This window comes from Pelomonas aquatica, assembly GCF_026712205.1.
Classification (GTDB): domain Bacteria; phylum Pseudomonadota; class Gammaproteobacteria; order Burkholderiales; family Burkholderiaceae_C; genus Pelomonas; species Pelomonas aquatica.
The window spans coordinates 88348-114049 of the sequence record NZ_JAPPUW010000005.1 but is presented as its reverse complement, the minus strand read 5'-3'; the positions used below and the strand labels follow the sequence as shown (position 1 = coordinate 114049).

The following is a 25702-nucleotide window of genomic DNA, read 5'->3' as shown; positions in this document are numbered from 1 at the left end:
TGTACTCCCTGACTCCATTCAAATCGAAAACATCGTTGCGGTCAGCATGAAGTCCAGCGCCAGCACGGCGAGGGACGACAGCACGACGGTGCGCGTGGTGGCCGCCGACACGCCCTCGGGCGTGGGCTTGCAGGCATAGCCCTGCAGCAGCGCGACGAAGGTGACCGTCACGCCGAACACCAGGCTCTTGATGACGCCGTTGCCGACGTCCGCGAACACATCCACGCCGCCCTGCATCTGCGACCAGAAGGCGCCGGCGTCGATGCCGATCAGGGCCACCGCCACCAGCCAGCCGCCGATGATGCCGACGGCCGAGAAGACCGCGGCAAGCAAGGGCATCGCGATGACGCCGCCCCAGAAACGCGGCGCCAGCACCCGCTGCACGGGGTCCACCGCCATCATCTCCATGGCCGTCAGTTGCTCGCCGGCCTTCATCAGACCGATCTCGGCCGTCAGCGAGGTGCCGGCCCGGCCCGCGAACAGCAGCGCCGTGACGACCGGCCCCAGTTCGCGCACCAGGCTGAGCGCGACCAGCATGCCGACCGCCTCGGCCGAGCCATAGCGCTGCAGCGTGTAATAGCCCTGCAACGCCAGCACGAAGCCGACGAAGAGCCCGGACACGCCGATGATGGACAGCGAGCGATTGCCCAGATAGAAAACCTGCTCGCGCACGAGGACGAAGCGCGTCAGCGCCTTGGGCGAGCGGGCCAGCAGCGTGAAGAAGAGCCGTGCCGACGCGCCGACGTCGACCAGCGTCAGCCGCAGTCCGGCACCGATGCGGGCAGCGAACGCGATCATGCCGACACTCCAAAATCCTCGGCCACGGACCGGGCCGGCTGGTGGAAGCGCACCGGCCCGTCGGGCTCGGCGCCGACGAACTGGTGCACCAGCGGGTCGTCGCTGTGACGCAGTTCGTCCGGCGTGCCCTGGGCGACGACGCGGCCGTTGGCGATCATGGCCACCTGGTCGGCGATGCCGAAGGTCTCGTGCAGGTCGTGCGACACGATGACGCTGGTCAGCCCGAGCGCGTCGTTCAGATCGCGGATCAGCCGCGCGGCTACGCCGAGCGAGATCGGGTCCAGGCCGGCGAAGGGCTCGTCATAGAGGACCAAGTCCGGATCCAGCGCGATCGCGCGCGCCAGCGCCACGCGTCGCGCCATGCCGCCGGAGACTTCGCTGGGCAACAGGTCGCGCGCGCCGCGCAGGCCGACCGCATTGAGCTTCATCAGCACGAGGTCGCGGATCATCGCTTCGGGTAGGTCGGTGTGCTCGCGCAGCGGGAAGGCGACGTTCTCGAACACGCTGAGGTCGGTGAACAGCGCGCCGAACTGGAACAGCATGCCCATGCGCCGGCGCACGGCATAGAGGCCGTTCAGATCCAGCGGCGCCAGGTCCTGGCCGTCGAACAGTACCTGGCCCGACAGCGGGCGCAACTGGCGGCCCAGCAGGCGCAGGATGGTGGTCTTGCCGCCGCCCGAGGTGCCGATCAGCGCCAGCACCTTGCCCCGTTCGAGCTTCAGGTTGACGCCATCCAGGATCACGCGATCGCCGTAGCCGCAGCTGACGTTGCGCAGTTCGATCAGTGTTTGAGAGGCAGGGTCCACCAGGCGAGGGCGAGGATAAAGGGCGCCATGATAGGGGAAACACCGATCACCCCGCGGACCCTCGCGGCAAGGCCTTGTAAAGCCAGCCGGCGAGTTCCCCCGCCCCGCCGCCTGCGGTGCACCGAACGCCGCCGTGAGGAATCAGTGTTGCTTCCAGCTGATCGGCGATATCGGCCGGACAGGCGACACCATGGGGCTCTGCGGGGTCAGGTTGCCTGCGGAGCCGGGGTTCAGCGCAACACCTTGCTGGGTGACCGTCACGCTGGGCGTGAATGCCGGACCTGGCCCCACGACGATGTTGGCGGTCACGACACTGCTGTTGTAGACCATGCGCGTCGTCGGGAACTGGCCGTTGAGCAGGTTGAGGAAGTCGTAGTAGCCGGTGCCGGTGCCGCAACCGGTGGGGGGCACGAACAGCGGCAGGATCATCGTGGTGCCATCCACGCGCGGCGCGTCCGACATGGAGCCGCCAGAGGTCAGCGTGGGCAGCGTGGCGTTGGCCACGAACGTGCTGCCGTTATAGACATAGCCGCTGCTCGTGGTGGTGGCCCACATCGGCACATAGCCGGTCTGGCTGAGGCCATACACGGTGATCTGGGCCGAGTTGGCCGCAAAGATGTACGGCAGGCCCTTCACCTCGGTATAGCCCACGTACAGGATGGGCGTCACCGCGGACGAGTTGTTGGCCGGGTTGATCGTGGACGCGGCCTTGGACATGGCGAGCGCATCGTTCTTCGCATTGCCGGTCAGCGTGCCCTTCCAGATGTCGCCTGCGGCGCTGCCGGCCCACAGCCTGTTGTACGCCGAGTCCACATAGACCGCGCTGCTGAGCACGAAGGGCAGCTGCCAGCTGCTCTGGTCGGACGCATTGGCCACGTTGACCTCGTACAGCGTGCTGATCGCCCCGCTGTTGACGATGAACACCGCATAGGTCTTGCCGTTGATGTAGACGAACTGCGGCGCCTGGTGCAACGGCACGGCGCCGGTGGCGCCGGCCTTGTCGCCGGGCGAACTGCCGGAACTCACATTGATGTCGTAGACTTGGCTGACCGGCACGCCGTTGCTGTTGAGCTTAAGGCTGTAGTGGACGGCGCCGGAGAGCGCGCTGCCCACCACATAGGAGCCCCAGTTGCCGCCGCCGTCGACCGCATCGACCACGCTGAAGTTGCCGTCCGCCTGGCCCAGCGTCTGGAAGGTGGAATAGTTCTGCAGTTGAGGTAGCACCTCGCGCGGCGTCCACCCCCACAGCAGCGCGCCGCTGCTCGCATTCAGCGCATACAGGAAGCCGTCATTGTTCGCGAACATCAGCAGCGGCGGTCGGGACGTGGCACTGGCCGCATAGGCGCCATAGCCCGGGGCGGTCGACAGCACGGCACTACCGACCGGACCGACGAACTTGCCGACGTTCTGCGTGCTGTAGGAGCCCAGGAACCAGTTGGACTTTCTGTCGCCCAGATAGCTGCAGCTCGGAAGGCTCGGGTTCGTGTACGACGGGTTGATCGTGTAGGCGACGATGGTGGCGACATCGGGCACGCAGGTATTGGTGCCGCTCCGGCTGAAGGCGGCCGTGTCGATATTGCCCAGCGTGGTGATGGTGTTGCTGGTGGTGGTCGACAGCAGCGCGGTGGTGCGGCCGGCCGCGGTCATCAGCGCCGCGCCGTCCCAGGAGGAGGTAGTCGCCGGGATGCCGTTCACGTCCACCGAGTAGGCCTTGGCATAGCCGGCGCGCGGGTAGGGGTCACTGGTCAGGCTGTACTCAAAGGCCGTGCCGCTCTTCACCGTGATGGGCGCGATCGGTGCCGCCACCGAGGACTGCTTGTAGATCAGGTCGACGATCGACAGGAAGGCGTTGTTCAGGCTGGTTGCGTCGGCGGCCGGATAGAAGTTGGTGGTGCCGCCGGCGATGGCCATCGCCGTCAGCGTCTGCGCCGCCACCGGATTGGCCGCGTTGTTGACGCCGGCACCCAGCCCGATGATGTAGGTCTTGATGCCGTTGTTGCGGAGTGCGTTGAGCGCGTTGATGGCGTCGGTCAGCGCCTGGTCGTTCGTGCTTGCCAAGCTGCCGTCAATGTTGAAGGTCGCGGAGACGCCGTAGCCATTGGGAGAAGGCGAGGCCGAGATGCTGCCCAAGGGCGGCCAGTTCTTGGCGGCCAGGTCTCGCGTGGGCAGGCCGTCGGTCAGCAGCACGACGGCCTGAGTGCATGACTTCGGGCTGAACCCGGTCAGATAGCTGTTGGCACCATTCAGCAGCCCGGCCATGGGCGACTGCACGGTCACTGCCTTCACTTCCGAGGATGCCGAATTGTTGGTTTCGGGAGCCAAGGCCGCATTGAAGCTTGTGACCGCGCTGTTCATCGGCACCGCGACCGCGCCAGTTGTCGAACTGTAGTTGCCAGCGTAGTAGCCGAAGCCACGCTGCGAGTACAGCACCTCGGCCGAATAGGGCACATAGCCGGCATTCGTCGGCCCGGTAGACGTGATGCCACCGGGATTGGGCAGCACCGAGCCATACGTCACCGTGATCGAACCGGAGTTGTAGTTGGCCAAGGTCTTGTTGGGCGGGAAAGGCGTGGCTGGATTGGTCCCACCGAAGTCCAGGAATAGCGCCGCCCGGGCGGCGTTATTTTCGTAGTACACATCATTGACCGTTGGCGCATCGCTTGATATCGCGATGTTCATGTATTGGTAGTTACCAATATTCACCGGGTTGTAGTGCCCGGCAATGGCGGTGCAATTGGTCTTCACGGTCGCACTGGCCGTGCTGTACTGGTAGCACGGGTTGGCCACCGTGCTGGACGATGCGGTATTCGTGAACGTGAAGCCCCCGTTGGGGCTCATCAAGTAAACCCAGGTCGTGTAGGCCGCAGCACCGGTGGCGCTGTAGGTGTAGAGCCCGAAGTTCAGGTAGTTGCCGTAGTTGTTCAGCGCTAGCTGGATCGCGGCCTTGGCCAGGTTCATGCGGCTGGGGCCGTTGTCGCACAGGTAGACACCGCAGACCACCGTATAGGGCGCCGAACCGCCCGACCCGGCATTCAGTGGCGGCGTGAAGCCTGCCGGGATGACGTAGTTCTGCGGCGAACTGGAGTTGTAGAGGCTGATGTTGCCGGCCGCCTGATTGCCGCTGCCGATCATGATGGCGCCGGAGGTGGTGCCGTCCATGGACTGCGAGTTCGTGATCGCCAGCAGCACCTGCGGGGCGTTGGTGGGGGCAGCGGCCCAGGCCACCGATAGCGGCAATGCCGACAACCCCGCCGCACACGACAGCGCGATGCCGCTGCGGCAGCGCAGGCTCAATGATTGGAGTTCTGATCGAATACGCATAGCTTGTACACCGTCTCGGTTGTCGCAGAGGTCACGCCCGAAGCCTCCACCGTGTGGATGTAGACGTCGTAGTAATACGCGGCGAAGCCCTGGTTGGGGCAGGCGTAGGGATCGGGCTGGCGGCCGGTGGTCTGCACCACCGCCAGCGCCGTGTAGGGCAGCGCGCTGCCATTGACCGTCACCGGCACCGAACCGCAACGGCTGGCCGCGACGGCCCCCAGGCAGCTGGCCCAGTAGCCATCGGGGATGCTGGTATTGGCAGGCACCACGCGGTACCAGGGCTGGCCGACACCCGACTGTTCCAGTTGCTGGTCGCCATAGACGTTGAAGATCATCTGCTCCAGGTTGCGCATCGCGACGTCGGCAACCTGCACGTTCTTCTGACGGGTGAGGTTGTTGCCGGCCATCACCGTGTCGTACAGGATGTTCCGGGACACATAGACGAAGCCCAGCAGCAGCACCACCAGGATGCACAGGGTCAGGATCAGGGTATCGCCGCGCTGGCGGCGCCGACTCACTTGGGCCATAGCGGACTCGCGCTCCTGACGGTCATCTCGGTCTCCTGAGCCAGGAAGCGGTTCGTGAGTTCCTGGGACGGGATGGTGTAGTTCGTATAACCGGCCTGGTTGAACTGGGTCGGCAGCGGAATGATGCCGGTCGAGTAGAGGGACCTGGCGTTGTTGAAATCCTTGTCCGGATACAGCGAGCGCTGCAGGATCAGCACGCGCACGGTCAGCACATTGCCCGCGTTGCCTGCCGCCAGCACCTGCGGCCAGGTCTGGTAGGCCGTCACGCCGGCAGTCGCCGAGCCCACGCCGAAGAGGACCTGGAACGACACCACGCCGGCTGCGATCTCCTGCCGGGTGTTCGGCACTTCCAGGTCGGTCAGTGCATTGATCTTGGCCCGCACCAGCGTGGGCCAGCGGTAGCTGTTGTCGACGAAATAGGCGTAGACGAATTGGTTGGTGGTCGCCGCCGCGCCCAGGTCAATCACCTTGGACGAGCGCAGCAGGGTGTCGCTGATCCCGCCGCTCAGGCCGATGCCGGCGTACTGGGTGGCAAAGCCGCTGTAGCCGGCCACCGGCATCAGGGCCCCAGTGCTGGTGATGAAGGCGCTGCCGTTGGCGACGACGGGCGCTGTCGTGATCGGAATGCGCAGACATGCCAACTGAGCATTGGGCGGTGTGCCCACGGAGACTTGCACCAAGCCGACATCGTTCGCGTTGAAGGGCGGCAGCGGGCTGGGCGAGAACGGCATCTGCGTCGTGGCGGTCGGCAGGAACGCGGTGTTGTCCATCGCGGGGGCGACTGGGTTGAGCACGGCGGAAAACTGCGTCGCATCGGCTGTGCCCCGCACGACCAGCACGTCGGACCGGTTGGTGCTGCCCGCGACCGGGTAGTTCAACGTGATGCCGGGTGTGGCGACGAAAGGCAGCGCCACGCCCGTGCCGCCGGCAACCGAGGACACCGGAAAGCTCGCGAAGTAGTTCGGCGCCGGCAGCGCGGTGTTGTAGTGCAGCACCGTGTAGCAGCTGCTGTTGCTGCCGCCGTGCAGGAAGCCGCCACCGCTGAGGTCGCGCGTGATCACGTCCATGGCCGCACGCGCCTCGTTGTCGCGCACGGCGGTGTCCGTGGTGCGGACGTTCTGCGAGGTCAGCTTCAGCTGCAGGTAAAGCACCGCCACGACCAGCACCAAGCCGATGGCCACCGAGACCATCAGCTCAACCAGCGTGAAGCCTCGTTCAGAGGCCGAACTGGTAGTAGAAAACCTGGCTGCGCGTGATCGCTGCGCCTGAAGTGTTGGGGTCGGCATTCTGGGCCCAGCTGATGGTCAACGTGACGGAGCAACCGGTTGTGGTGGAGCAGCTACTGCCGCTGGCGGCATCCGGCCCGGTCTGGATGGTGACGCTGCCATTGGGCAGCGCGAGGGGGGCCGTGACGAGGATCTGCGTCAGCCAGTTCTGCAGCGGCGCCGGCGCCGCGCTCACATTGGCCGAGGTGTAGGTGTTGGCCATCGTCGTCAGGACGGCCGGATTGGCCTGCACGACACCCCAGAAGCTGTTGCCCCAGGGCGCCATCCGCATCAGGTTCTGGCTCTGCGTCTGCGCCCCCACCAGCCGGCTGTAGACCGCGCTGAGGGCCAGCAGGCCCAGCGCAAAGACCAGCACGGTCACCATGATGTTGATCAGCGAAAAGCCACGTTGCGATGCCAAGGTCTTCATGCCGCACCCTCAGCTGCTGCCGGTCGTGATTGCCAGCGTGCCCGAGCCCAGCACCTGCATGGGCCACTGCTGGCCGGTCGAGGCGCTGAACGTGAAGTTGGCCGACGGTGCCACGAAGCCTTGGCTGTTGAACGTGAGGGTGACCGGCAGCGCCGTGCCGCTCTGCCCGGTGCATCCCATGCCCGGCGATGCCTGCTGCACCTGCGCCGTCGAATAGGACCGTGCGCTGTCGGCATTGCCGTCCACCGTGCCGGCCCAGCTGCAGTCCGCGTTCAGCGTCAGCGTGACCGTATGCGTACCGGTACCGGCCGTGTTGCGCAGCCAAGCGAAGTCCTGCGTGAACTTGGCAACGACGGTACGGGAACGCGAATTCGAGATCGTGCCGCCCAGATATGGCAACACCACCGCCGCCAGCAAGGCCACGACCGCAATCGTGACCGCCAGCTCGATGAGGGTGAAGCCGCGCGGCTGCTTCAATTGCAGCTCCCCGACTGGTTGCGTATCCAGCAGGTGGTGCTGCTCACCCATCCGGAAGGCACGTTGGGAGTGGCCCGACTGCCGTTCTGGTCCAGCGTGTAGACCAGGCCGGCCACGCTGGTGCCGGAGTTGCCCGAGGCCTGCACCAGGAAACTGGCCGCCGCGAGCGTGGGGCAGGTGTAGGTGAAATAGGTCGTGTTGGCTGGCGCCGCCGCCAGGCCGTTGCCGCAGGCACCCACATAACTGCGATTGTCCTGGTAGTACTGCTGCAGGCTGGTCCCCAACCCAGCCAACTGCCCCTGGGCCTCCACCATGCGCCCGCGCACCACGTACTGGCTGTATTGGGGGATGGCCACGGCAGCGATGATGGCCACGATGACCGCGGCCACCATGACCTCGATCAACGTGAAACCATGGTGCTGCCGACCCTGGGAACGCCGGGTGATTTGTCTCATTCGCCTGCCCCTTTGGGATGCCTTGCGCACATTTTGCGCACGATCCGTCAGCATCGCCGCGACAAATTGCCCAAATCGGCGCACCACGTCGATCAGCGGCGGACCGCGGCGGACGGAAGGCCGCCCGATGTAAGGCGATGAAACAAAACCGCCGCCAAATCGACGGCGGTTCTCGCGAGGCGCCGCCTGATTAGCGCGGCAAGCGACTCACCCCCATCAGGTACTCATCCACCGCCCGCGCGGCCTGGCGGCCCTCGCGGATGGCCCAGACCACGAGGCTCTGGCCGCGGCGCATGTCGCCGGCGGCGAAGACCTTGTCGACATTGGTCTTGTAGGCATGGGCGCCTTCGGTTGCGGCCTTGCCGTTGCCGCGGGCATCCTTGTCGACGCCGAAGGCTTCAAGAACGGTCGCGACCGGCGACACGAAGCCCATGGCCAGGAAAGCGATGTCGGCCTTCAGGACCTGCTCGCTACCTTCGACTTCGGTCATCTTGCCGCCCTGCCATTGCAGGCGCACGGTCTTGACGCCGGTGAGCTTGCCCTTCTCGCCGATGAATTCCTTGGTGGCGATGGCGAACTCGCGCTCGCAGCCCTCTTCGTGGCTGGACGAGGTGCGCAGCTTGATCGGCCAGTAGGGCCAGGTCAGCGGGCGGTCCTCCACTTCGGGCGGCTGGGGCAGCAGCTCGAACTGGGTCACGCTCTTGGCGCCGTGGCGGTTGCTGGTGCCGACGCAGTCGCTGCCGGTATCGCCGCCGCCGATGACGATGACGTGCTTGCCGGCGGCCGTGATCTGGCCCTTGAGCTTGTCGCCCGCGTTGACCTTGTTCTGCTGCGGCAGGAACTCCATCGCGAAGTGCACGCCGGCGAGGTCGCGGCCGGGCACGGGCAGGTCGCGCGACTGCTCGGCACCACCGGTCAGCACGATGGCGTCGAACTGGCTCTTCAGCTCGTCGGCGCTGATGGTTTCCTTGGCCCAGTTCGTGACCTTGCTGCCCTCGGGCAGCGCAGCGACCATGACGCCGGTGCGGAACTCGACGCCCTCGGCCTTCATCTGCTCGACGCGGCGGTCGATGTGGGACTTCTCCATCTTGAAGTCCGGGATGCCGTAGCGCAGCAGGCCGCCAACGCGGTCGTTCTTTTCGAAGACGGTGACGCTGTGGCCGGCGCGTGCCAGCTGTTGCGCTGCCGCCAGGCCGGCGGGGCCGGAGCCGACGACGGCCACCGTCTTGCCCGTCTTGACCTTGGCCGGCTGGGCCGCGACCCAGCCCTCGGCCCAGGCGCGGTCGATGATGGCGTGCTCGATGGACTTGATGCCCACCGCGTCGTCATTGACGTTCAGCGTGCAGGCCGCCTCGCAGGGGGCGGGGCAGATGCGGCCGGTGAACTCGGGGAAGTTGTTGGTGCTGTGCAGCACGTGAATAGCGTGCTTCCAGTCTTCCGGCCGGCCCTTGTAGACGAGGTCGTTGAAGTCCGGAATGACGTTGTTGACCGGGCAGCCGTTGTTGCAGAACGGCGTGCCGCAGTCCATGCAGCGGGCGCCCTGCTGCTTGGCCTGGTCGACGTTCAGGCCGATGACGAATTCCTTGTAGTTCTTGACGCGAGCGCCGACGGGCTCGTAGCCCTCTTCCAGACGCTCGTACTCCATGAAGCCGGTGACTTTTCCCACGTTGGCTCTCCTCAGACTTTCGCGGCTTCAGGCGACTTGGCCTGAGCGATGGTGGTGGCGGCTTCCTTGGCGGCGTTGAGCTCGCCCAGCGCGCGGCGGTATTCGTTCGGGAAGACCTTGACGAACTTGGCGCGCGACTCGGCCCAGTGGTCGAGGATGTCGCGGGCGCGCTGACTGCCGGTCCAGCGGTGGTGGTCTTCCAGCAGCTTCTTCAGGATGGCTTCGTCGGTCTGCGGCTCGCGATCCACGCCGTCGACGGCCTTGGTCTTGTGCCAGATGGCCTTGTCGACCGTGGCCTCCTGCTCGTGCGCGGGCAGCAGCTTCTCCAGCGAGACCATGCTGGTGTTGCAGCGCTTGGCGAAGTGGCCGTCCTCGTCGTAGACGTAGGCGATGCCGCCGCTCATGCCGGCCGCGAAGTTGCGGCCGGTCTTGCCCAGCACGGCGACGGTGCCGCCGGTCATGTACTCGCAGCCATGGTCGCCCGTACCCTCGACGACGGCCGTCGCACCCGATAGGCGCACCGCGAAGCGCTCGCCGGCCACGCCGCGGAAGAAGGCCTCGCCGCGCGTCGCGCCGTACAGCGCGGTGTTGCCGACGATGATGTTCTTCGTGGCGTCGCCGCGGAAGTCGATGCTGGGGCGCACGACGACGCGGCCGCCGGACAGGCCCTTGCCGGTGTAGTCGTTGGCGTCACCGATCAGGTAGAAGCTGATGCCCTGGGCCAGGAAGGCACCGAAGCTCTGGCCGCCCGTGCCTTCCATCTGGATGAAGATGGTGTGGTCAGGCAGGCCCTCGGGCCGCTGGCGGATCAGTTCGCCGGACAGGCGCGCACCGACCGAGCGGCGCACGTTCGTCACTTCCTGCATGAACTGCACCTTCTCGCCCTTCTCGAAGGCGGGCAGGCACTTCTCGATGAGCTTCACATCGAGCGCGCGCTCCAGGCCATGGTCCTGCACGTCGCTGTGGATGCGGGACACGTCGGCCGGCACATTGGGGCGGTGGAAGATGCGGGCGAAGTCCAGGCCCTTGGCCTTCCAGTGGCTGATGGCCTTCTTGGTGTCCAGCCAGTCAGAGCGACCGATCAGTTCGTCGAACTTGCGCACGCCGAGCTGGGCCATGATCTGGCGCGCTTCTTCCGCGACGAAGAAGAAGTAGTTGACGACGTGCTCGGGGCGGCCGGTGAACTTCTTGCGCAGCACCGGGTCCTGCGTGGCCACGCCCACCGGGCAGGTGTTCAGGTGGCACTTGCGCATCATGATGCAGCCCTCGGCCACCAGCGGCGCGGTGGCGAAGCCGAACTCGTCAGCGCCCAGCAGCGCGCCGATGACGACGTCGCGGCCGGTCTTCATCTGGCCGTCGGCCTGCACGCGCACGCGGCCGCGCAGTCGGTTCAGCACCAGGGTCTGCTGGGCTTCGGACAGGCCCAGCTCCCAGGGCGTACCGCAGTGCTTGATGGACGACCAGGGCGAGGCGCCCGTGCCGCCGTCGTGGCCGGCGATGACGATGTGGTCGGCCTTGCACTTGGCCACGCCGGTGGCCACCGTGCCCACGCCGACTTCGGACACCAGCTTGACCGACACGTCCGCCTTGGGGTTGACGTTCTTCAGGTCGTGAATGAGCTGGGCGAGGTCCTCGATGGAATAGATGTCGTGGTGGGGCGGCGGGCTGATGAGGCCGACGCCCGGCACCGAGTGGCGCAGGAAGCCGATGTACTCGGACACCTTGCCGCCCGGCAGCTGGCCGCCTTCGCCGGGCTTGGCGCCCTGGGCCATCTTGATCTGGATCTGGTCGGCGCTGACCAGGTATTCGGTCGTCACACCGAAGCGGCCCGAGGCCACCTGCTTGATCTTGGAACGCAGGCTGTCGCCGTCCTTCAACTCGTAGTCCGCCTCCATGATCTTGTGGCCGAGCACGTCGCCGACCTTGCTGCCGCCAACGATCTTGATGCCCTTGAGCTCGTTGCGGTAGCGGGCCGGGTCTTCGCCGCCCTCACCCGTGTTGCTCTTTCCGCCGATGCGGTTCATGGCCACGGCCAGCGTCGCGTGGGCCTCGGTGGAGATGGAGCCCAGCGACATCGCACCGGTGGCGAAGCGCTTCACGATTTCGGCCGCCGATTCGACCTCGTCCAGCGGCACGGCCTTGGACGGGTCGAACTTGAACTCGAACAGGCCGCGCAGCGTCATGTGGCGCTTGCTCTGGTCGTTGATGATCTGCGCGTAGTCCTTGTAGGTCTCGAACTTGCCACTGCGCGACGCGTGCTGCAGCTTGGCGATGGCGTCCGGCGTCCACATATGCTCTTCGCCGCGGCTGCGCCAGGCGTATTCGCCGCCGGCGTCCAACATGCTCTCCAGCAGCGGGTCGTCGCCGAAGGCGGCCTCGTGCATGCGGATGGCTTCTTCCGCCACCTCGAACACGCCGATGCCGCCGACCTGGGTGGCCGTGCCGCGGAAATACTTCTCGACGAAGTCCGCCTTCAGGCCGATGGCCTCGAAAATCTGCGCGCCGCAGTAGGACATATAGGTCGAGATGCCCATCTTGGACATGATCTTCGAGAGACCCTTGCCCACGGCCTTGATGTAGTTGTAGCGGGCCTGCTCGGCGCTCAGCTTGGCCGGCAGCTCGTCGCTCATCGCCTCCAGCGTTTCCAGCGCCAGATAGGGGTGGACGGCCTCGGCGCCATAACCGGCCAGCACGGCGAAGTGATGCACCTCGCGGGCCGTGCCGGTCTCGACGACCAGACCGGCCGTCGTACGCAGGCCCTCGCGCACCAGGTGGTGGTGGACGGCGGACAGGGCCAGCAGCGCCGGGATGGCGATGCGGTCGGCGCTGAGGTGGCGGTCCGTGATGATGAGGATGTTGTGGCCGGTCTTGATGGCGTCGACGGCCGAGGCGCACAGCGAGGCCAGCTGGGCCTCGACACCGGCGCGGCCCCAGTCGCGCGGATAGGTGATGTCCAGCTCGCTGGGCTTGAACTTGCCGTGGGTGGGCGCCTCGATGCCGCGCAGCCGGGCCATGTCGTCGAAGTCCAGGATGGGCTGGCTGACCTCGAGGCGCATCGGCGGGTTGATCGCGTTGATGTCCAGCAGGTTCGGCTTGGGGCCGATGAAGCTGTTCAGCGACATCACGATGTTTTCGCGGATCGGGTCGATCGGCGGGTTCGTGACCTGGGCGAAGAGCTGCTTGAAGTAGTTGTAGAGCGGCTTGTTCTTGCTCGACAGCACCGCCAGCGGCGAGTCGTTGCCCATGGAGCCGATGCCTTCTTCGCCGTTGGCGGCCATCGGCGCCAGCAGGAACTTGATGTCCTCCTGCGTCGTGCCGAAGGCCTGCTGGCGGTCCAGCAGCGTGGTCGCGAAGCCGGGGCGGCCGGCCTCAGGCACGGCGATGTCGTCCAGCTTGACGCGGACGTTCTCGATCCACTGGCGGTAGGGGCGCGCGTTGGCGAACTGGTTCTTCAGTTCCTCGTCGTCGACGATGCGCCCCTGCTCCAGGTCGATCAGGAACATCTTGCCGGGCTGCAGGCGCCACTTCTTGACGATCCTGGCTTCGGGAATCGGCAGCACGCCCGACTCGGAGGCCATGACGACGAGGTCGTCGTCGGTGATGCAGTAGCGGGCCGGGCGCAGGCCGTTGCGGTCGAGCGCGGCGCAGACCTGGCGGCCGTCCGTGAAGGCCATGGCGGCGGGGCCGTCCCAGGGCTCCATCATCGCGGCGTGGTATTCGTAGAAGGCGCGGCGGCGCTCGTCCATGCCTTCGTGCTGCTCCCAGGCCTCCGGGATCATCATCATGGCGGCGTGCGCCAGCGGATAGCCGGCCATCGTCAGCAGCTCGATGGCGTTGTCGAAGGTGGCCGTGTCGGACTGGTGCTCGAAGCTGATCGGGTAGAGCTTCTTCAGGTCGTCGCCCAGCACGGGCGACTTCATGACGCCTTCGCGGGCGCGCATCCAGTTGAAGTTGCCCTTGACCGTGTTGATCTCGCCGTTGTGGCAGACCATGCGGTAGGGGTGGGCCAGCGGCCACTCGGGGAAGGTGTTGGTGGAGAAGCGCTGGTGCACCAGCGCAATGGCCGAGGTGACGCGCGGGTCGGCCAGGTCCAGGTAGTACTTGCCGACCTGGTCGGCCAGCAGCAGGCCCTTGTAGATGACCGTGCGGCAGCTCATGCTAGGCACGTAGTATTCGCGGCTGTGCGTGAGCTTCAAGGCCTGGATGGCGCTGGAGGCCGTCTTGCGGATGACGTAGAGCTTCCGCTCCAGCGCGTCGGGCACGATGATGTCCGGGCCGCGGCCGATGAAGATCTGGCGGATCACCGGCTCCTTCTCGCGCACCGTGGGCGACATCGGCATGTCGCGGTCCACCGGCACGTCGCGCCAGCCGATCAGCACCTGGCCTTCGGCCTTGATCGCGCGGGCCAGCTCCTGCTCGCAGGCCAGGCGGGAGGCGGCTTCCTTGGGCAGGAAGATCATGCCGACCCCGTATTCGCCGGGCGGCGGCAGGCTGATGCCCTGCTTGGCCATCTCCTCGCGGTAATACTCATCCGGGATCTGGATCAGGATGCCGGCACCGTCGCCCATCAGTTTGTCGGCACCGACGGCGCCGCGGTGATCCAGGTTCTCGAGAATCTTCAGGCCCTGCTGCACGATGTGGTGCGCCTTGTGACCCTTGATATGGGCCACGAAGCCCAGGCCGCAGGCGTCCTTCTCTTGGCTTGGCCGGTAGAGCCCATGCTCGGCCAGGTCTTGGATCTCGGACTGAATCTGCACGGCGTGGCTCATGGCGCCCTCCTGGAACACAACAGGGCGCGAGCGTACTGCAGCGCAACAAATGCGGCAACGTTAATAAAATGGGGTCAGAGACAATTTTATTTCAATCACTTATTCATGAGTTTTTAAATGGGGCCATAATCAAGGCTTGGCCGATGGGACGGATTGGACCGCCTCAACCTTGCGCGGCCGCCCGCGGGGCCGTCTGACGACGACGGCCTTATGGCCCGCGGTCAGCGGCTTCAGGAACGCTTCGCTGGCGATCGGACGCCCGCGCAAGGCAGCATCGGTAAAGCTGGCTCTTTCCGACTCGGGCACCCCTTGTCCGATGAACTCCCGATAGGCATGCTCGCGCTCGAAGGGGGTATTGCCCAGGGACCAATACATCTCGTGCTCGGTGATCAGCCCGCTGCGGGCCAGGCCGAGGTGATGCGCAGCGCTCGACCAAGGCCATTGCGCGGGCTCCACGCACAGCCCGGCGCGCACCGGATTCAATTCGATGTAGCGCATGCAGGCCAGCAGATGGCGCTCGCCCTCGATCAACCCTGCCCTGAAACGCCCCTCCCAGAGCGTGCCGCTGCGCCGATGGCGGGCGTTGAACCAGCCGACGTAGCGCCGGCCGAGCGACTGCATCATGCGGCTGAGATCGTCTGCGGCGGCCGGCGTCAGCAGCAGGTGCAGATGGTTGTCCATCAGCACATAGGCGTGGATGGCGACGCGATACTGGGCCGCGGCCTCGGCCAGCACCGCCAGCAATTGCTGGCGGTCAAGGTCGCTGAAGAAGATGGCCTGGCGGTTGTTGCCGCGGAGGATGACATGATGCGGCTGACCCGGCAGGATCAGGCGGGGAAGGCGGGCCATGGCGGGATCCTTGCGGGCGAGGCGCCCGAAACGGAGTCGTCAGCATAATCGACTCCGACCCCATTTTTAAAAAACTCAGAACAAGCTCTTGCCCGTCAGCCGGCGATGCTCGCGGATGGCGAACCGGTCGGTCATGCCGGCGATGTAGTCGGCGCAGGCGCGTTCGCGGTCCGGGCGGTCGGCGAAGTCCGCCGGCAGCTGCGTCGCATCGGCCGAGTAGGCGGCAAACAGATCGCGCAGCACTTCCTCGGCTCGCGCCCGTGTGGCCTGGACCTGGGGATGGCGATAGAGGTTGGCAAACAGGAATCGCTTCAAGGCCGCACTCGCCGTGCGCATGGCCGCGCTGAAGTGCACCAGCGGCTTTTCGCAACGGCGCACCGCATCGGCGTCGGCGGGCGAGGCCTCGGCCAACGCCGCGCGCGTGGCGTCGATGATGTCGTAGACCTGGGCCGACAGCATGCGGCGGATGGTCTCGAACAGCAGGCGCTTGCCGCCCAACGTTGGGTGATCCACCAGTGCCGAGCGCCAGTGTTCGCGCACCAGCTCCACCTCCAGCAGTTGCTCCAGCTCGATGAGCCCCGAGCGCACGCCATCGTCCACGTCGTGCGCGTTGTAGGCCACCTCGTCGGCAAGATTGCAGAGCTGCGCCTCCAGGCTGGGCTGTCCACCGTACAGGAAGCGCGCCGCGATGCCGCCCGGTTCGCCCGCTTCGATCAGCTCGGCATGCCGCTTCGAGCAATGCTTGAGGATGCCCTCGCGCGTCTCGAAGCAGAGGTTGAGGCCATCGAAGTCTGGGTAACGCTGTTCCAGGCTATCCACGACGCGCAGGGACTGCAGGTTATGTTCGAAGCCGCCGTGCCCGCGCATGCAGTCGTCCAGCACGTCCTGGCCCGCGTGGCCGAATGGCGTGTGGCCCAGGTCGTGAGCCAGCGCCACGGCTTCGACGAGGTCTTCGTCCAGCCCCAAGCTGCGTGCGATGGAGCGGCCCAGTTGCGCGACCTCCAGCGAGTGCGTCAGCCGGGTCCGGAACAGGTCGCCTTCGTGGTTCAGGAAGACCTGGGTCTTGTAGACCAGCCGACGGAAGGCCGTGCTGTGGATGATGCGGTCGCGGTCGCGCTGGAACTCGCTGCGCGTGGGCGCCGCCGGCTCGGACAGGCGCCGCCCGCGGCTGCGTGCCGGGTCGGCCGCACATGCCAGGCGCGTGCCGGCCATGTCAGGCCGCCCCGTGCGCGGCCAGCGTCTCGGCAATGAGGGCGTCGGGCACCGCATGCAAGCCTGCGCGCCCGAGTTCCTCGATGAGCACGAAACGGATCTCGCCCGCCTCCGCCTTCTTGTCGACGCGCATCAGCTGCAGATAGCGCTCGGCGCCCAGCTTGGGTGGCTGCACCGGCAGGTCGGCACGTTCGATCAGCGCACGCAACCGTGCCACAAAACCGGCCGGCATCAGCCCCAGTCGCTGGGACAGGTCAGCCGCCAGCACCATGCCGCAGGCCACGGCCTCTCCGTGCAGCCAGGCGCCATAGCCCAGGCCGGCCTCGATGGCGTGGCCAATGGTGTGGCCGAAATTCAGGATCGCCCGCAGGCCCTGCTCGCGCTCGTCCTGGCCGACGACTTCCGCCTTGATCTCGCAACTGCGCCGCACGGCATAGCCCAGCACGGCCTTGTCGCGCGCCAGCAGAGCGTCGAGGTTGTCCTCGATCCAGCAAAGAAAACCGGCGTCGGCAATCGGCCCGTACTTGATGACCTCGGCCAGGCCGGCTCGCAACTCGCGGTCCGGCAGGCTGTCCAGCGTGTCGAGGTCGGCAATGACGCGTTCCGGCTGATAGAAGGCGCCGAGCATGTTCTTGCCCAGCGGGTGGTTGATCGCCGTCTTGCCGCCGACTGAGGAATCGACCTGGGCCAGCAGCGTCGTCGGTACCTGAACGAAAGGCACGCCGCGCATATAGATGGCCGCTGCGAACCCCGTCATGTCGCCGATGACGCCGCCACCGAGCGCGAACAGCACGGTACGGCGGTCCATCGCCTCGCCCAGCAAGTGGTCGCAGATCCGGTTCAGGCTGGCCCAGTCCTTGTGCTGCTCGCCATCGGGCAGCACGACCAGGTCCACACGCGGATAGACCGAAAGCAGTTGGCTCCGCAGACGCTCGGCAAACAGCGGCGCAACGGTTTCGTTGCTGACGACGACGGCAGCGCCCGCCTTGGGCAGACCTTGCCAGCTCGATCGCTCATCCATCAGGCCGGAGCCGATGCGGATCTCGTAGTCGCGGTTGCCGGGGAGGAGGATGCGTACGGTGTCAGTGGCGGCCATGCGGTCAAGTGTAAGAGCCGCCCCCTTCGTCTGCCGTCAAGCCGCCATCGGCGCAGCCGCCTCAGAGCGGCTCGGCGCCGACGGTGGCCGCGACCCGCGAAGGGTCCAGCAGGCCCGCCAATTCCAGTTGCATCAGGGCCATGTTGACCAGCGCATGGACCGACGGCCTCGCGCTCTCGAGCACGTAGTGGGCACAGCGGCGGTACAGCGGGTCGCGCTGGTGGTACAGCTCTCGCAACCGCGCCAACGGGTCACGCACCTGCAGCAGCGGCCGGGTCGTGTCGTGACGCAACCTGCGGAACAGATCCTCGGGCGTCGTGCGCAGATAGAGCACGATCGAGCCGGCATGCAGCAACTCTCGGTTGCGCTCCCTCAACACGGCGCCGCCGCCGGTGGCCAGCACGCAGTCGCCGGGGCGCTTCAGCAACGCCTCGATGACCTCGGACTCGATGTCGCGGAAGGCCTCCTCGCCGTGCTGGTCGAAGAACTGCCGGATGCTGCCGCCGATACGCTGCTCGATCTCGTGGTCCGAATCGACAAAAGGCACGCCGATCTGGCGTGCCAATTGTTTGCCGACGGTGGACTTGCCACCGCCGGGCATGCCGACGAGGGCAATCACATTACTTGGTGCTCGTGCAATCTGCGGCGACACCATACGGACTAAGTGCAAATGCAGGAGCAACGGTTGCCGAACCCAGATCGGAAGCACGGACCGGCAACCAGTCGTAGGTGTAAAGATAGTTCTCGACCGGCGACGGCGTACCGCTACCCAGCAGCGCCCCAAGAGACTGCGACGGCAGGCTCACCGGCTGTCCCAGCGGGAAGTAGGCAGGTGGGCTCAGTACGCCCGCGGCCGTCACCGTGATCTTGTACTTGACCCAGCTCGCGACGTTCTGCGGGTACTCGAGCTGAAGCACGGCAACGCCATTCGCATCGGTTGTCGTGGAGCCGACCAAGGTGACCGACACATCGGATTTGCGAGGATCAAGCTGCTGATTGCCATTGACGTCTTCGCCCGAGTCGATGACGCCATTTCGATTCAGGTCTTCGTTGGGGCAGGTGGCCGTCAGCAAACCCATCGAGCCGTAGCCCGGCGACCGCTCCCAGACCTGGGTGACGAGATTGTACTTCCAGTACCCCTTGCCATAGCCACCAAGGTCAACGGATGGCGTGACCTGGACGCCGGCTTTCGGATTACCGGCGGAATCCACGACGAGCACCACGTACTTCTTCACATAGGTCAACGTCGAAGCACCCAACGCGATGGTGTTGTCGGTGCCAATGGAGATAGAAACCGGATTGGAGACGATGGTCAGCGTCGTCTTCAGCAACTGCCCTCCCGCCGTCGTGCAATTGGCGACAGTGTCCGTGGATGCGAAATCGGTCGTCTTCCAGCAAGCAAGGATGGTGACACCGTTGGTAGGGCTGCTGACCCCGCCCGACTTGTAGTTGGTCGACGCAGAACCCGAGGCGTCCGACAACACTGCGTTCGTACCGGAACCGATGGTGCCGGTCTGGTTGTCGCCCGTCACGCCGAAAAGCACACGCACGTTCGAGATGGGAGCATTGCTGCCGTCCCGGAAGAACGCGCTGACGGCAATCTGGTTGTTGGTTCGATCGGTGTTGACCGCGATGACGTTGGCGGACAAGTTCAACGTCGTGGAGACCGGCGTCGTCGCAGTCGGTACCGTCGTCGTGCCGCCGGGGATGGTGACCGACACAGAAGAAGGCACGCCTCCCGCCAGCGCGTTGATGGTCAGGGTCGCACCCGGTGTATTGGGCGCCGTGTAATTGAATGTGTAGTTGCCGTTCAAATCGGTTGTACCCGACTGCGCAGTGATACCGCTGCCCGACACTGCGATGGATACGCCGGCGAGCGCGTTCCCGTTGTTATCGGCCACCGTGTACTGCACCGTGCCCGCGCCGCCCGCGTTCACCACGGCAGGCACAGGGCTCGCCTGACTGAATTTGGTACCCGTCACCTCGAAGGCCGCGGTGCGAACGAGCGTACCGCTCGTCGCGGTCACCGTGATGGTCCGGTTCGTACGGTCCTGGCCAATGTTGACGGTGCCCGTCACCTGACCACTAGCATTGGTCTGGTTGGACGGCACGATGATCGATGCGCTGCTGTCCGACACGGCCAACTGCACAGGGATCCCCGAGAGCGCGTTCCGACTGGCATCCACCGCGGTCGCTGTGGCCACGACCGCGTTGCTGCCCGCGTTGAGGATGCTGGTGGCACTCAACGAGAGGTTCAGGTCGTTGGCTTGCGGGTTCGTCGGAGACGAGTTCTGGACGACGTTGAAAGTCACCACGCGCGAAACCGATCCCGACGTCACCGTGAGATTCACGGGCCGCACCGTACTGTCGGACCCCTGGGTGATGGTCGCCGTCAACGCGCCGGTCTTGGCATCGGTGGCGGTTCCGCTGGGCGTCACCACCGCATTCGCGTTGACACTGAAACTGACCGGGACGCTGCCGATCGCCGCGCGGTTGGCGTCGATCGACGTCACGGTAGCCGTGATCGAGTCGGTGCCCGAATTGGTCATCGTGGTCTTGTTCAACACGACGACGAGGTCGGCTGCAACAGCGCTGGCGGCCGTCGAGGGGCTGGATGCGCCACTGCCCGGCCCGACGACCGGGGTACCTGCCCCGCCGCCGCCGCCGCCACAGGCCGCCAGCGCGACCGTCAACGCACCGCTCAGCAGCACGCGCACCGTACGCCAGCTCCAAACATCAAACTTCGTCATTTCCATCGCTCCCATGCGTCGCCAACCCAGGGCGTCGGCACATCGTCAATTTACAGGCTTGCTTCAACGCACTGCCGTGCGCTCGCTGACGACCTTGGGCGTCAGGAAGATCAACAACTCGGTCTTGCTGGACGTGCGAACCGTGTTCTTGAACAGGTTGCCCAGCAAGGGCACGTCGCCAAGCAGCGGCACCTTGTTGACCGTCTCGCCCTCGTCCTGGGTGTAGATGCCACCGATGACGACGGTGCCGCCGTTCTCGACCAGCACCTGCGTCTGCGCATGCTTGGTGTTGATGGCGTAGCCCTGGGGCGTCAGCGTGCCGCGGCTGTCCTTGTTGACATCGACGTTCAGGATGACGCTGCCTTCGGGCGTGATCTGCGGCGTCACCTCAAGCTTGAGGTTGGCCTTGCGGAAGGCAATCGAGGTCGCGCCACTGGCGGTGGCCACCTGGTAGGGCAGTTCCTCGCCCTGCTCGATGACGGCCTTGACCTGGTCCGCCGTGATGATGCGCGGGCTGGACACGACCTTGCCCTTGCCATCGGACTCCAACGCCGACAGTTCCAGGTTCAGGAAGCGGTTGGCCGTTGCACTGAACAGCGACAACGCCACCTGCGCCGCCGTGCCGCCGCTGAAACTGTCGGACGAGACGTTGGCAGGCATATTGATGAACTGCGTGTTGTTGTAGTTCGCCGTGACGCCCTGGTTGGTCTGCGAGCCGACGCCGTTGTAGTTGCCGCCGATGGTCACGTAGTTGCCGCCACCGACGCTGTAGCCCGGGATGCCCCCCTGCTGGCCGCGCAGGTCGTTGGCTCCGAGCTTGACACCCAGCGCTCGACCGAACTTGTCGTTGGCCTCGACGATGCGGGCCTCGATCAGCACCTGGCGCACCGGCACGTCGATCTTCGCGATCATGGCCTGGATCTCTTCGAGCTTGCTCGGGATGTCCGACACGAAGAGCTGGTTGGTGCGCGACTCGGAAATCACGCTGCCGCGCGGCGACAAGATGCGCGTACCGGTACCCGAGCTGCTGCTGTTGCCGCCGCTGTTGCTGCTGCCATTGCTGCCGCTCCCGGCACCAATGCTCTGGCCGGCCAGGCCCTTGGCGATCTCCTCGGCCTTCACATAGTTGAGCTGGAAAGACTGGCTGCGCAGAGGTTCCAGTTGCGCGATGGCCGCCTTGGATTCGAGGTCCAGCTTTTCCTTGGCCGCCAGTTCGTCCTTGGGCGCGATCCACAGCACATTGCCGGATTTCTTCAGGCCCAGCCCCTTGGCCTGCATGATGATGTCCAGGGCCTGGTCCCAGGGGACATCCTTCAGGCGCAACGTGACGTTGCCCGTCACCGTGTCGCTGGTGACGACGTTGAAGTTGGTGAAGTCGGCAATGACCTGCAACAACGCCCGCACTTCGATGTTCTGGAAGTTCAGCGACAGCTTATCGCCGGCAAAGCCCGGCCCCTGCGTCAGCTTGTTGGGGTCGACCTTCTGCGGCCGCACTTCGAGCACGAACTGGTTGTCGCTCTGGTAGGCGCTGTGCTCCCAGTTGCCCTTGGGCTCGACGACCATGCGCACGCGGTCACCCGCCTGGGTCGTCGTGATCATCTGCACCGGCGTGCCGAAGTCGGTCACGTCGATCTTGCGGCGCAGGTTCTCCGGCAGGCTGGACCGCAGGAACTCCACGATCAGGCTGTGCCCCTGCTGCTGGATGTCGACGCCGACCTGATTGCTCGGCAGGTTGACGATGACGCGACCGGTGCCTTCGGCGCCACGACGGAAGTCGATGTCGCGCAGCGCCTGGGGCGCGCTATTCAGGCTCTGCGCGAAGTGCACGGGCTCGCCAGGGGCCTGGGCCTGCTGCACCCCGCTCGAACCCAGCGAGATCACCAGCGCATTGCCTTCCAGCTTGGCCTGGTAGTTCGAGGCCTGGCGCAGGTTCAGCACGACGCGGGCGCGGTCCCCGGCCTGGGCGATGTTGGCTGAGCGCAGATTGCCCTGGTTGAGCTCGATGGCGTTGCGCCCCAGGGCATTGCCCACGCCCGGGAGGTCGATCGCGACGCGCGGCGGCGATTGGATCGTGAACCCCGTGGGCACGGCGGCCAGCGGTTCGCTCAATTCGATGCGGACGATGTCCACACCCGCCTGCTGGCTCATGTTGATCGCCTGGATCTGGGGCTCGGCCCAGGCCGCAGACGCGCCCAACAGAGAGCAGGCGATTCCCAGCAACCAGCCACGGCCCATCGACTTGTTCTCCTGCAATGTCTTCATCGTCCCTTCTCCTGTAGCTGGAGGGTACTGGTGCGCTCGATCCACTCGCCCGCAGCGTCCTGGACGACTTCTCGCAACGTGATTTCGGTCTCGCTGATCTTGGTGATGCGGCCGAAGTTCTGGCCAAGGTAGTCCCCGGCCTTGACTTGGTAGAGCAGGCTGTCGACGCGCAGCAGCGCATAGCGCTGCTTGTCGCGCGTCAGGCTGCCGACCATGCTCATGTTGTCCAGCGGATAGGCCTCAAGCGGTTCCTTGCGACGGTTGATTTCGGCCGTCAACAGCGAGTTCGGCTGCGCCGCTTCCTGCTTGATCGCGACGCTGAGCTTCTGCGCACTGAAGGGATCCACGCTCGAACCGGCCTCATAGGGCTGGGGCAGGAACTTCTTGGGCGGCAGCAGCGGCGTGACGCTCGGCTTGGTTTCCTTGCGCTGCTGCTCCATCCATTGGCGCAGTTCTTCGATGTCGCTGCCGCAGCCGACCAGCATCAGCGCCACGAGGGGAATCAGCAGGCGCTTCATTTCTTGCCTCCGGCCTTGGCGGCGGCGGCAGCCTTCCTCTGGTCCGCCACCTCCGACGCGTCGAGATAGCGATAGGTGCGGGCCGTCGCTTCCATGCTGAGCGTGCCATTGGGGTCACGGGTGGCAGGCGCCACGACGACAAGGTTGTTCAGCGTCACGATGCGCGACAGGTTGGACACGTCAGCCGCGAAGGCGCCGATGTCGTGATAGCGACCCGACACCTTCACCGCGATCGGCAGCTCCGCGTAGTAATCCTTGACGAGCACCTGGCCCGGGCGGAAGAGCTCGAACTGCAGGCCGCGGCCGACGCCGGCGCTGCTGATGTCGGACAGCAGCGAGTCGATCTCGGCCTTGCCCGGCAGCTGCTTCTCGAGCTGGGTCACGTATTCCTCGACCTGGCTCTTCTGCTTGCGCAGTTCCGGCAGGTTGACTGCCTGGGCCAGCTTGGTCTTGTAGTCCTGGCGCAGCTGGGGCTCGCGGGCGACTTCCGCGTCCAGGCCGGCCTGGACGTCGGACAGCACGAACACATAGCCGGCAACGACGACGGCGATCATGACGACCAGCGAGGCCGCGAGCTTGGGGGCCAGGGGCCACTGGCCCGGCTCCTTGGGATTGAGTCCCTGGAACTGGCTGGTGACTCCGGCGAACCAGGCGTTCAGGTCGATCTTGGGCGTGGTGATGGCCATGGTCGATCAGGTCTTCTTCGGGCCGGAAGCTGCCGGCATGCCTGGCGTCGCCTCGCTCGGCGGCGCCTTGATCGAAACCTTCATCGAGAAATCCAGCAGACGACGCTGGTCCCGCGTGTTGGTGGTGACGTTGGCGAGCTTGACCTCGATGAGATCGGGCTTCTCCAGCCATTCGGAGCTGCGCGACACATTGCGCAGGAACTCGGACACGCGCTCGTTGGTCTGCGCAATGCCGCTGACGGTGACCAGCTTGTTGTCCTGGCGGATGGCGGTCAGGTAGATGCCCTCGGGCGCCAGCCGGGCCAGGTCGTTGAGCAGTTGCACCGGCGTGTTGCGGTCGGTCTGCAGGTCTTCGACGGCCTTCTGGCGCGACTTCAGCGACTCGATCTCGGCCTTCAGGTTGGCGATGTCCTTGATCTGCGACTCCAACTGCGTGACGGCGGACTGGATGTACTGGTTGTGCTCTCTCTGCTCCTGGGTCAGGAACTCCAGCAGCAGATAGGCCGCCACGACCAAGCCGGCACCAACCAACGCAGCCAGGCCGAGGCCGGCGAAGAAGGCCGCCTTGCGCCGCTTGCGCCGCTCCTCGCGGTAAGGCAGCAGGTTGATCAGGATCACTGGAAGAACCTCCGCATCGCGAGGCCACAGGCCGTCAGATAGGACGGCGCCTCACGCCGCAGCTTGGACTCGCGCACGGCGGCCCCGATGGTCATGTTCTCGAAGGGATTGACCACCATGCAGGCAAAGCCGGTCAGGTCGGTGACGCGCTCCTTGAGCCCCGGCAGCGTGGCCGTGCCGCCGGCCAGCATCACGTAATGCACCTTGTGATGCGGCGTGCTGGTGAAGAAGTACTGCAACGCCCGGCCGATCTCCTGCGACAGGCTGTCAACGAAGGGACCGAGCACGCTGGTGTCGTAGTCCTCCGGCAGGTCGCCGGCCAGCTTCTTCTGCTCGGCCTCCTCGAAGGAAAAGCCGTATTGGCGCGAGATCAGGCTGGTCAGCTGCGAGCCGCCGAAAGACTGGTCGCGGTCGTAAAGCAGTTCCTCGTCGCGCAGCACCTTGAGGCTGGTCGTGTCGGCACCGATCTCGAACAGCGCCACCAGCGCATCCTTGCCTTCGTTGGGCAGGGCCGCGACGAGCCGGCCCATTGCCATGCGCGACGCATGCGACTCGATGTCCAGCACAACGGGGCGCAGGCCGGCCGCCTCGGCCAGGCCCTGGCGGTCCTGCACGCGGTCCTTGCGCGACGCGGCGATCAGCACCTCCACGTCCCCCACCGACGTCGGGCTCGGGCCGATGACGCAGAAATCCAGGCTCACCTCGTCGAGCGAGAACGGGATGTATTGATTGGCCTCGGCCTCGACCTGTAGTTCGAGCTCTTCCTCGCGCAGGCCGGCGGGCAGCATGATCTTCTTCGTGATGACGGCCGACTGGGGCATGGCCAGCGCGGCGTCGCGGGTCTTGGAGCCGCTACGCGCGACAACGCGGCGCACGGCATCGGCCACCTCGTCGAACTTCTCGATTTGGCCGTCGGCGATCCAGCCCTTCTCGAAGGGCTCGCTGGCGAAACGCTCCAGCACGAATTCGCCACCATTGGTCTGGCTCAGTTCCACCAGCTTGACACTGGAGGAACTGATATCCAGGCCAATCAGGGGAGGGTGCTTGCGACCCAAAAGTGCGTCAAGTATTCCCATGCCCTTTGTCCCCGATACGCGAGCAACGTATCAGACTATTAATAAGTTACTTGAATGCTAGCAGCAAAGCCGTTGACGCCGAACGGAAATCCGGCGCGAGCTGGTAACGCCACGTTGCTAA

The 25702-nt window shown here is 65.6% G+C and carries 20 protein-coding genes; all 20 read right to left on the bottom strand.

Going from position 1 to position 25702, the window contains the following annotated elements; translation table 11 throughout:
- Positions 1-18: 18 nt before the first annotated feature.
- Positions 19-798 carry a lipid asymmetry maintenance ABC transporter permease subunit MlaE gene (mlaE, locus tag NYP07_RS06805; RefSeq protein ID WP_268148748.1) on the bottom strand — a complete coding sequence of 260 codons (780 nt, stop codon included), beginning with the start codon at positions 796-798 and terminating at the stop codon, positions 19-21.
- Positions 795-1604, bottom strand: a complete 810-nt coding sequence (locus tag NYP07_RS06800; protein WP_378990364.1) for an ABC transporter ATP-binding protein — start codon at positions 1602-1604, stop codon at positions 795-797. The genes mlaE and NYP07_RS06800 overlap by 4 nt, the downstream gene beginning before the upstream one ends.
- A 141-nt stretch (positions 1605-1745) precedes the next feature.
- Positions 1746-4898: a pilus assembly protein gene (locus NYP07_RS06795; protein ID WP_268148746.1), complete on the bottom strand. Its 3153-nt coding sequence runs from the start codon at positions 4896-4898 to the stop codon at positions 1746-1748.
- Positions 4895-5452, bottom strand: a complete 558-nt coding sequence (locus NYP07_RS06790; RefSeq protein WP_268148744.1) for a pilus assembly PilX family protein — start codon at positions 5450-5452, stop codon at positions 4895-4897. Before NYP07_RS06790 ends, NYP07_RS06795 begins: the two co-directional genes overlap by 4 nt.
- On the bottom strand, positions 5440-6738 hold the full coding sequence (locus NYP07_RS06785; RefSeq protein WP_268148742.1) for a PilW family protein: 1299 nt from the start codon (positions 6736-6738) through the stop codon (positions 5440-5442). The genes NYP07_RS06790 and NYP07_RS06785 overlap by 13 nt, the downstream gene beginning before the upstream one ends.
- Complete coding sequence (locus tag NYP07_RS06780; RefSeq protein ID WP_268148740.1) at positions 6668-7147, bottom strand: PilV family protein; 480 nt, start codon at positions 7145-7147, stop codon at positions 6668-6670. Before NYP07_RS06780 ends, NYP07_RS06785 begins: the two co-directional genes overlap by 71 nt.
- Before the next feature lie 9 nt (positions 7148-7156).
- Entirely contained in the window at positions 7157-7675 is a 519-nt protein-coding gene (locus NYP07_RS06775) for a pilus assembly FimT family protein (RefSeq protein WP_268148738.1), read from the bottom strand.
- Positions 7621-8079, bottom strand: a complete 459-nt coding sequence (locus NYP07_RS06770) for a type IV pilin protein (protein WP_276597005.1) — start codon at positions 8077-8079, stop codon at positions 7621-7623. Before NYP07_RS06770 ends, NYP07_RS06775 begins: the two co-directional genes overlap by 55 nt.
- 190 nt (positions 8080-8269) lie before the next feature.
- Complete coding sequence (locus NYP07_RS06760; RefSeq protein WP_268148736.1) at positions 8270-9745, bottom strand: glutamate synthase subunit beta; 1476 nt, start codon at positions 9743-9745, stop codon at positions 8270-8272.
- 11 nt (positions 9746-9756) lie between these two features.
- Complete coding sequence (locus NYP07_RS06755; RefSeq protein ID WP_268148734.1) at positions 9757-14514, bottom strand: glutamate synthase-related protein; 4758 nt, start codon at positions 14512-14514, stop codon at positions 9757-9759.
- A gap of 129 nt (positions 14515-14643) precedes the next feature.
- The gene (locus tag NYP07_RS06750) at positions 14644-15363 is read right to left on the bottom strand and encodes an REP-associated tyrosine transposase (protein ID WP_268148732.1); all 720 of its coding nucleotides are present in this window, start codon (positions 15361-15363) and stop codon (positions 14644-14646) included.
- 75 nt (positions 15364-15438) lie between these two features.
- Positions 15439-16575, bottom strand: coding sequence for a deoxyguanosinetriphosphate triphosphohydrolase (locus NYP07_RS06745; RefSeq protein WP_268148731.1), 1137 nt, complete (start codon positions 16573-16575; stop codon positions 15439-15441).
- 1 nt (position 16576) lies between these two features.
- Entirely contained in the window at positions 16577-17671 is a 1095-nt protein-coding gene (gene aroB / locus NYP07_RS06740) for a 3-dehydroquinate synthase (protein WP_268148729.1), read from the bottom strand.
- Positions 17672-17732: 61 nt separating this feature from the next.
- Positions 17733-18326, bottom strand: coding sequence for a shikimate kinase (locus NYP07_RS06735; protein ID WP_378990369.1), 594 nt, complete (start codon positions 18324-18326; stop codon positions 17733-17735).
- A complete protein-coding gene (locus NYP07_RS06730; protein ID WP_268148726.1) occupies positions 18292-20427 on the bottom strand; it encodes a beta strand repeat-containing protein in 2136 nt (711 codons plus the stop codon). Before NYP07_RS06730 ends, NYP07_RS06735 begins: the two co-directional genes overlap by 35 nt.
- A 57-nt stretch (positions 20428-20484) precedes the next feature.
- Positions 20485-22683 (bottom strand): type IV pilus secretin PilQ, encoded by a 2199-nt coding sequence (locus NYP07_RS06725; protein ID WP_378990371.1) that lies wholly within the window; start codon positions 22681-22683, stop codon positions 20485-20487.
- Entirely contained in the window at positions 22680-23201 is a 522-nt protein-coding gene (locus tag NYP07_RS06720) for a pilus assembly protein PilP (RefSeq protein ID WP_268148725.1), read from the bottom strand. Before NYP07_RS06720 ends, NYP07_RS06725 begins: the two co-directional genes overlap by 4 nt.
- The gene (locus tag NYP07_RS06715; RefSeq protein ID WP_268148724.1) at positions 23198-23887 is read right to left on the bottom strand and encodes a type IV pilus inner membrane component PilO; all 690 of its coding nucleotides are present in this window, start codon (positions 23885-23887) and stop codon (positions 23198-23200) included. Before NYP07_RS06715 ends, NYP07_RS06720 begins: the two co-directional genes overlap by 4 nt.
- Before the next feature lie 6 nt (positions 23888-23893).
- Positions 23894-24505 carry a PilN domain-containing protein gene (locus NYP07_RS06710; RefSeq protein WP_268148722.1) on the bottom strand — a complete coding sequence of 204 codons (612 nt, stop codon included), beginning with the start codon at positions 24503-24505 and terminating at the stop codon, positions 23894-23896.
- A complete protein-coding gene (locus tag NYP07_RS06705) occupies positions 24502-25581 on the bottom strand; it encodes a pilus assembly protein PilM (protein WP_268148720.1) in 1080 nt (359 codons plus the stop codon). Before NYP07_RS06705 ends, NYP07_RS06710 begins: the two co-directional genes overlap by 4 nt.
- Positions 25582-25702 lie beyond the last annotated feature (121 nt).